This is a genomic window from Pseudomonas sp. zjy_15, from assembly GCF_043101865.1.
In the GTDB taxonomy this organism is placed as follows: domain Bacteria; phylum Pseudomonadota; class Gammaproteobacteria; order Pseudomonadales; family Pseudomonadaceae; genus Aquipseudomonas; species Aquipseudomonas putida_Y.
In genome coordinates this window covers 1-4,917 of record NZ_JBICII010000092.1, presented here as the reverse complement: position 1 = coordinate 4,917, position 4,917 = coordinate 1, and the positions used below count along the sequence as shown (strand labels likewise).

General features: G+C 62.0%; 4 protein-coding genes. All 4 read right to left on the bottom strand.

Going from position 1 to position 4,917, the window contains the following annotated elements; genetic code table 11:
* Positions 1 to 525 (bottom strand): hypothetical protein (locus ACF8EF_RS16435; protein WP_392529209.1); only part of this gene is annotated, 525 nt, incomplete at its 3' end.
* An 813-nt stretch (positions 526 to 1,338) separates the two neighbouring features.
* Positions 1,339 to 2,097 (bottom strand): thiol:disulfide interchange protein DsbG, encoded by a 759-nt coding sequence (gene dsbG / locus ACF8EF_RS16430; RefSeq protein ID WP_176685682.1) that lies wholly within the window; start codon positions 2,095 to 2,097, stop codon positions 1,339 to 1,341.
* A gap of 1 nt (position 2,098) precedes the next feature.
* Positions 2,099 to 2,935, bottom strand: coding sequence for a prolipoprotein diacylglyceryl transferase family protein (locus tag ACF8EF_RS16425; RefSeq protein WP_392461027.1), 837 nt, complete (start codon positions 2,933 to 2,935; stop codon positions 2,099 to 2,101).
* Positions 2,935 to 4,650 (bottom strand): protein-disulfide reductase DsbD, encoded by a 1,716-nt coding sequence (dsbD, locus tag ACF8EF_RS16420; RefSeq protein ID WP_392461026.1) that lies wholly within the window; start codon positions 4,648 to 4,650, stop codon positions 2,935 to 2,937. The genes ACF8EF_RS16425 and dsbD overlap by 1 nt, the downstream gene beginning before the upstream one ends.
* Positions 4,651 to 4,917: the final 267 nt, after the last annotated feature.

The window sequence follows — 4,917 nt, the reverse complement described above, 5'->3', positions numbered from 1 at the left end:
AAATGACATGAGTGAGAAAAGTGTGCTGGCTGTGCTGAATTTTATCGGCAGCGCAGCGATCCCCAGGCCGATACAGGTGAACATGAGGTAGCTGGTGTAAAAGCATGCCATCAGATAGAGGTATTCAGGAAGTGAGTAGTGACCTCGTAAGGGTTTGGTCAAGAGGTAGAATAGTGTGGCGTAAAGTGAGCTCAATAATAAATAGCTGAGTGTATGGGCCGTCAGGAATAGCTTGATTGCACCGTGTTGGTAGATGAAGGACCGCGTGAAGCCACTTTCCCTTCTGCCGATAAGGTAGAAGCTGAATCCAAAGAACGCGAGGGTGGCAGAGATGTATGAGTAGAACCAGGCGGCTGAAGCGGTATAGGTCGAGGCTGCATGCGTTGGCTGGGTGATGATGAAGAGTATGCAAGGGGCCAGCGCTGACCAGAGAAGCGATGTGGGCTCCCTCAAGTGCTCAGTGGTCAAGACTCTTGTGATACTCGTGATTTTTTTTGCGCTGCGGATAAAGTGGTTTGGGTTCATGGGTGGACCATTTTGGTGTCATGGTTGCGTGTTATTTGATTTTGCAGTGAGTGTCGAAGCCAATGCCACGAGGTTAATGCCATATTGATTTTTCATGAGTGCCTCCTGGTTTTTGGTGTGTCTGAAATGTACGGGTATGGAGGTTTAGGCGTTCGGCTGTTTCAAGTCAATCTTTCGGTGGGGGTGGCGTGGCTGGAAGTGATATTGGAATGTTTGGTTTAAAGCTATTTTTGTGGGAAAATTCTTCAGAAGGGTCTTACTTAAGTCTGATAATGTTTTTTGGGGTTTATTTTTTCTTCTAATTGTGTGAGAAATTTCGGTTTTTGATGCTCGAATACTCTGTCGTGAACGTCCGAGTGTTCTTTGTTGTGCGTGTGTGTGGGATTTGAATAAGGGAAGCAAGCAGACGATGTTTAGCGAAGGGGCGTGCCGAATAATTGTTTCTGGGTATGTTGAGTGGCAGATTTAAATCTGCGCGGGGTAGATTTGCCGGGCCTGGAGATCTACTGCTTGCGAAAGAACGGCCTGCGTCCAATCACCAATGTGTGTCCACTCCCGATCAGCGTAGGAGCGGGTTTACCCGCGAATACAATGGCGGCGGCAACGGTGAACGGCTGGTGGAAATTGGCCAGCAGGTCCGGCCCTTTCGCGGGTAAACCCGCTCCTACACTTGACCGCGCAGGCCTTGCGATCACAATCCAGCCGTTAGCGCGAGCCCCGTAGGAGCGGGTTCACCCGCGAACACCGGCGTAGCCGGTGCCATGCCCCGCGTCATCTGCTTCGCGGCGCTCTATCTGTGCCCCACCACATGCACTAGCGCTTGCCCAGAATCTTCCCAAGCATCTCAGGCCGTGGTGCCCCTTGCTGGCTTTGCAGGTTGCCTTGCTCATCCTGATAGAAAATGGCCGGGGTCGCCTGCAACCCCATCTCTTCCATCAACGCCATGTTCGCCGCCAGCTTCTGTTGCACAGCCTCTGGCACCTGCTCGAGTGCCTTCAACGTGCTGGCCTTGCCGGCCTTTTCATGCTGCTGCAGGGCCTTGGCCGGGTCTTTCGCTGCCAGCAGTGCCGCCGACTTGCCCGGGCTGTCCTCACGGATGATGCCGACCATGATATGGCGCAACTGCACCTTGCCCGACTCCACCCACGGCCGCGCCTGTTCCCAGAACATGTTGCAGTATGGGCAGTTCGGGTCGCTGAACAGGTATACCTTGCGCGGCGCGTCGGCCTTGCCGTCGGCGATCCACGCGGTTTTTTCCATTTTCGCCCAGATTTCCTTGCTCATCGGCGCGTATACAAGCTTCTGCAGTGGCTCGGCGCTAAGGTCCTTGCCCTGTTCGTCGAACAGGCTGCCGACCAGTACGTGCTTGCCGTCAGGGGTCAGGTACAGGGCCAGGGCGTTGTTCTGGTACTCGGCGGCATAACCGCGCAGGCCGTTGGGCGCATCGAAGCTGCCCTTGATCACGGCGCCTTTGGCTTGCAGTTGCTGAACCGCCTTGGGCAGTTCTTCGGCCTGCAGGGCAGGGGTGGCCAGCAGGGCCAGGGACAGGGGCAGCAGTGCAGTCAATCGCATGTCAGTTTCCTTGTGCGGCAGGGGCGGGCGCCAGGGCCCGTTCGAAGGGTTCCAGAGCGTGGCGCAGGCTGGCCCGGGACAGCTCGCCCAGGTGGCTGCCGATCAGCCGCCCGTTGGCGTCGTAGAACAGGGTGGTGGGCAGGGCCATGGAGCCGACACGCTGGGCCAGCAGGCCGGTGCCGTCGAATAGCACGTGGGTCAGGCTCAGGCCGGTGGTGGCGAGGAAGGTGCTGACGTTTTCCGGGGTCTCGCCCTGGTTGACGAACAGGAAGGTCACGTGCGGGTAAGCGCTTTGTGCCTGTTGCAGCACGGGCATCTCACGCCGACACGGTGGACACCAGGTGGCCCAGATATTGATGACCAGCGGCGTGCCGCGGTAGCTGTGCAATGCCACGGCCTGGCCGCTGGCGTTGCGCAGGCTCAGGTCGGGCAGCTCGGTGCCTTTGCTGTACAGGTGGCCGCCGAGGCTGGCCAGGCCCCAGAACAGTGCGCCGCTGAACAGCGCCCAGCCTAGCGGGCGGCGCAGGCCGGGGTGGCGCCAGCCCTGCCACAGGGCTCCGAGCACAATGCCCGCAAGGCCCGACCAGAACAGGAAGCCGCCGTCACGGATGTCGATGATTTGCAGCGAGTCGTCCCGGTACATCGGCCAGTAGGCCAGTACGAAGCCGGCGCGGGCACACAGCAGGCCGATCAGGAACAGGTTGAACAGCGCCGATTCCGGGCTCTCGCCGCCACGTCGGGCGACCCACCAGCCGACCACGCTTGCGATCACCAGGGCGGTGAGCATCAGCAGGTGGTTGAGGGCCATGGTCAGTGGCCCGAGTGTTACGGTCAGCATCAGCCTTGGCTCCTGGTCTGGACCCAGTGTTGCTGGAACGCTGCTGCATCCACCTCACCGGTGATGCGCCGCGCGCGGCGTTCTTCGCCTTCCGGGCCGATCCAGATGATGCTGGGCGGGCCGGGTACCTGGTAGCGCTGTAGCAGGGCTTTGCTGGCTGGGCTGTCGGCGGTCACGTCCAGGCGCAGCAGGTGCACGCCGGCCAGGCCGGTCTGCACGTCGCTGCGGGCGAACACCTGTTTTTCCATGACTTTGCACGACACGCACCAGTCGGCATAGTAGTCGAGCATCACCCACTGGCCGCGGGCTTTGGCCGCGTCCAGCTCACGTTGCAGGTCCTCGGGGCGGCTGACGGTGACGAAGCTGTCCTCGGCATGCTGGCCAGCGGCCGCTGTGCTGCCACCCCCGGCGAACGGGCGTAGTGGCTGCCAGAGGTCGTCGCCGCCTGCTGCCGCACCGACCAGCAACAGGCCGCCCCACAGGGCGCCGAGCAACGGCACTGCACGCAACGCCGGCAGGCGCTGCAGGGCTGGCCAGGCGGCCCAGGCCAGGGCGATCAGCCAGGCGCCGCTCAGTGCCAGCAGCAAGGTAGCAGGCAGCAGGCTGCGCACGGTGTACAGTGCCATGGCCAGGAACACGAAACCGAACACACCCTTGACCCGGTTCATCCACGCACCCGGGCGCGGCAGGTAACGGTTGCCCAGGGTTACCAGCAACAGCAGCGGCACGCCCATGCCCAGGCCGAGGCTGAACAGCACCAGCGCGCCTTGCAGTACGTCACCGCTTTGCGCGATGTACAGCAGCGCACCGGCCAACGGCGCAGTCATGCACGGGCCGAGCAACAGGCCGGACAACGCCCCGAGCAATGCCGCGCCATACAGGTTGCCGCCACGGGTACCTTGCCCGGCGCGGTCCAGGCGGTCGCGCAGGGCGGCAGGCAGTTGCAGTTCGAAGGCGCCGAACATCGGCAGTGCCAGCAGCACGAACAGCCCCGCCAGGCTGCCCAGCAGCCAGGGTTGCTGCAGCCAGGCCTGCAGGCTGGCACCCAGCAGGGCAGCAACCACCCCGAGCCCGGCGTACACCAGGGCCATGCTCAGCACATAGACCCCGGCCAGCAGCCAGCCGCGCCGGGCACTGGCGCCATTGCCCAGCACCAGCCCGGCAAGGATCGGCAGCATCGGCAGCGAGCAGGGGGTGAAGGCCAGCAGCAGCCCAAGGCCGAAGAACGCCAGCAGGCTCCAGGCCAGGTGGCCTTGCTGAAGGCCGCTGGCCAGGGCCTGGTCGCTGGCTTGCTCGGCGGCGGGCGTTACGCTGCCACCCAAGTCGATCGAGGTGGTTTGCGGCGGGTAGCACAGGCCGGCATCGGCGCAGCCCTGCCAGCCCAGGCGCAATTGGCCCTGGGCAGTGGCCGGCAGCAGCAGTTCGAGCTGGTCACGGTACACCGCGCTGTCACCGAAGAACTCGTCATGGTGGTTGAGCGCTGGCGGCAGCTGCGGGTGTTGCTCTGCAGGCAGGCCGTCGAACTTCAGGCGCTTCTGGTACAGGTAGTAACCCTGCTTGATCTGGAAGTACAGGCGCATCTGGCCGTCGGCCTGGCGGTCGTGGGTGAGCACGAAGGCTTGGTCAACCGGCAGGAAGTCTGGTTTCACATCGAACGGGTTGGCTTGCAACGGGCCGGCCAGTAGGAGTGTGAGGAAGAGCAGGAGAACGCGCATGTCTTCGCCTTGGCAGATCTGGGAATGGGGCCATGCTGGCTGGGGTCGATTAAATGAAGGTTAACGCGGGTGTTGGGGTTGGGGGGGGGCAGGAGTATTAAGAGTTTGTTCTGGATTTGCAGGGTCTTCGTTGCTGGATTTTCGAGGGGGCGGCGTTGGAGTTTTGAGGTGTTTGCCGGGAGATTTTCAGCCTGTGAGATCGAGCGCCGCCCGCGCGGCGCTTCGCGGGTAAACCCGCTCCTACGTTTGTTTCGGGCCAGTCCCTCC